Annotated in this window: 2 protein-coding genes; both read right to left on the bottom strand. The window is 44.7% G+C overall.

Translation table 11 applies throughout. The annotated features are described in order from the left end of the window. A partial coding sequence (locus A3761_RS19205; protein ID WP_197473122.1) for a permease occupies positions 1-1,721 on the bottom strand: 1,721 nt, incomplete at its 3' end. A 20-nt stretch (positions 1,722-1,741) separates the two neighbouring features. Further along, complete coding sequence (locus A3761_RS19200) at positions 1,742-3,139, bottom strand: FAD-binding oxidoreductase (RefSeq protein WP_068510644.1); 1,398 nt, start codon at positions 3,137-3,139, stop codon at positions 1,742-1,744. Between the last annotated feature and the right edge of the window lie 48 nt (positions 3,140-3,187).

Below are 3,187 nucleotides of genomic sequence, written 5' to 3'. Positions count from 1 at the left end.
TGCTGTACTAGCAATATATTCTGACGTATAAGCTTATGTTCATTGAGGCAAAATGCCGTCAAATCTTCTACGGCTCCAGAACCTTCAAGTGAAGCGCATAGCGCATAGCCCGGATAAAGTTCTGTATTTAGCGCTAAGCTCTCAACTAAACACTGGCGCTGACCTTCTTGAGAATTTAAAGACAAGCATGGCGATAAGCTTTGTTGCTCAAGTGTCTTCTCGAAAAAATAGTCATAACGACAGCGCTGCCTATATTGCGTAGGTAAACTATTACACTGATCCACACTTTCGTTTGTTAAGGCGCCTTTCCTGACTTTAAGATAATCAAATGCCTCCATACAGCGCTGGCGATAGCTCGCTGCATCCTCCAGATAATCACAGGCACTCGCACTAAATTGCTTCGATAATAGCTCAACAACGAAGCGTTCAAAGCAGTCATACTGACGAGACTCACCAAGAACATGGCAGGCACGGGCAGCTTTTCGCATCAGGGGGCGTGCCGAATATTCCGGTAAACCGTGAAGCTCTATTGCTTCCTTTTCAGCCGCATCATTAGTCATCGCTAGCTGAGATAGTTTTTCTGTTACCGATAGCAACTTAGCGCCCTGTGATTGCTCGGTATATGCGCTGACGGTCAGACCAGCCAGTAACGCTAAAACAGACACACTCAATAATAAGGCAAGGCTCAATTTCAGAGAGATATCTCGTGCAACCATCGTCGCGGGATAAATACTAAAAACGCCTAAAGCAAAAAAGGCTGCGCCAACATAGGCAATATCAACCCCCGCTGCCAACAAGCCAACTGAGATCACAACATCGAAGGCAATAGGAACCGGAAAAAAAGCAGCGCACAAGGCCACCACAATTAGTATTATTAAGGTCCACGACCCATTTAAGTTATCTAGTGAAACAAATTCTGCTACAAGCGCAGCAAGCCCCCCAGCTAAAAGCATAAGAGGCAGCGCCCCTTTTAAGATAAACCCTAAATGCCCCAAATATGCTTTGGTAAATTCAAAGACAAACTGAAGCCCCCTAGTTTGTTGCGTAATTGCACAGGCATTTAGCGGGAGATCAATACCACTACCTTTAAACTTACCACCCTCGCCATGAAAACGAGCACTTAAAAAGGGAATTACCAGTAAGACAAAAAATACGATCAAGATGTACTTAATGGCAACTAGCTCTATGGGCAGCAAGCTTAGTGACATCGCAACCACGATAAAATTAAAGCTTGGCGAACTACTCAGCATCGATAAAGCGGTGGGAGTAGGAAGGCCTCCCCGGTATAAACCAAAAGCAATGGGCGTAGAACAGTTGGCGCAAACACCCAAAGGAGTTCCGAGCAAGGCACCAATAAACGCTTGTTTATAAGGATTTCGCCCATCTGCGACTTTAGGCAAGTTTATTGAAAGGAAAGATATTAAAGTCAGTACAGCTGCAGCAAATAGAAAACCAAAGGTCATTCCTTGCCAGTTGGTATATGCCCAGTTAAGCGAGCTATAGAGAATACGCTCTGCATGCCCTTGCTCAGCACTAAGCGGGTAAATGACATCAAAGGCGAGAGAACTAAGATGGTTGCGCTGGCCCATCTGAGCTTTTTCATCCAGCGCTGGAAGCCGCGACTGGGACAAGAACAACAATGAGATAAAGGCGAGCAGAATGAGAGAGCAAAGAAATCCCCTTTTATCGACTACCCGCATATTGTTCTCATTACCGTACATTCACCATCTAATTAAAGAGGCTACAGATCGAAAATCTTTCCAGGATTCATCAAGCCTTTTGGATCAAAGACACGCTTAACGCCTTTCATCATTTCGATCTCAACAGGCGAACGCGAATAACCCAGGTAATCTTTCTTGACCATTCCGACGCCGTGCTCTGCCGAGATACTACCATTGTATTTTGCGACAATATCAAAAACCCACTTATTTACCTGAATGCACTTCGAGAAGAACTCTTCATTGCTTAAATCTTCAGGCTTAAGAATATTCAAATGCAGATTGCCATCACCGATATGACCAAACCAGATAATTTCAAAATCCGGGTAATGCTCAGTCACCACTGAATTGATCTCATTTAGAAACTCAGGAACTTTAGAGACCACGACCGAAATATCGTTTTTGTACGGAGTACGCACAGAAATCGACTCTGAGATACCTTCACGCAAACGCCATAAGTTATTGAGCTGGGTTTCACTCTGGCTGATCACACCATCCAAAACCCACCCTTCTTCAACACAGGTTTCAAATAAAGCCATTGCGTCATCCATTACCTGGTCAGACGTCGATTCGAACTCCAACAATGCATAGAAAGGCGCTTCAGTTTCAAAGGGTGCAGGCACATCGTTGTGCGCTAAGACATGCCCCATCGCTTCGTGCGAGAAAAACTCATAGGCAGTCAAGTCCAGCTTTGCTTGGAATGCTTTCAAGACATCCATGGTGTTACCAATATCTGATAGACCCAGAACCAAAGCAGTCAGATTGTTCGGTTGACGCGTTAGTTTCATTGTTGCTTCAGTGATAAAACCAAGTGTTCCTTCAGCACCAATAAACAAGTGACGCAAATCATATCCGGTATTGTTTTTCAACAAGTCTCGGTTTAGTTCAAGAATTTCGCCAGCACCTGTTACCACGGTTAAACCCAAGACCCAATCACGGCTCATGCCGTATTTGATAACTTTAATACCGCCCGCATTAGTCGATAGGTTACCTCCTAGCTGACTAGAACCGGCCGATGCAAAGTCAACCGGATAGTACAAACCGTTCTCTTCGGCGAAGTTTTGCAACTGCTGTGTAACAACACCAGCCTGACAACGTACAGCCTGATCACTGGCGCTGAAATCAACGATCTGATTCATGTAATCGAAAGAAACGACCACTTCACCATTGCTTGCCACAGCCCCCGCACTTAAACCGGTTCGTCCGCCAGAAGGTACTAGTGCAAACTCGTGCTCATTCGCTAGCTTAACAATTGCCTGAACTTCTTCAGTTGTTTTGGGGAATACAATCGCTAGAGGCTTAGGCGCATATATTTTCGTCCAATCCTTACCATGAGACTCTAGAGTCTCCGCATCAGTACGAACTTTCCCGTCTTCTACCACTGCTTTTAACGCATCAATTATCTGAGTTTCCGAAGCCATAAGCTTATCAATCCACCTAAATCTGTTAATAACTGTACTCTTACTTCC

Source organism: Oleiphilus sp. HI0123 (genome assembly GCF_001635315.1).
This window is presented reverse-complemented; position numbering and strand designations above follow the sequence as displayed.

Bases quoted from the DNA above. Each gene is read 5' to 3' on its own strand.
- A3761_RS19200 (WP_068510644.1), bottom strand. From the start codon at position 3,139: ATGGCTTCGGAAACTCAGATAATTGATGCGTTAAAAGCAGTGGTAGAA.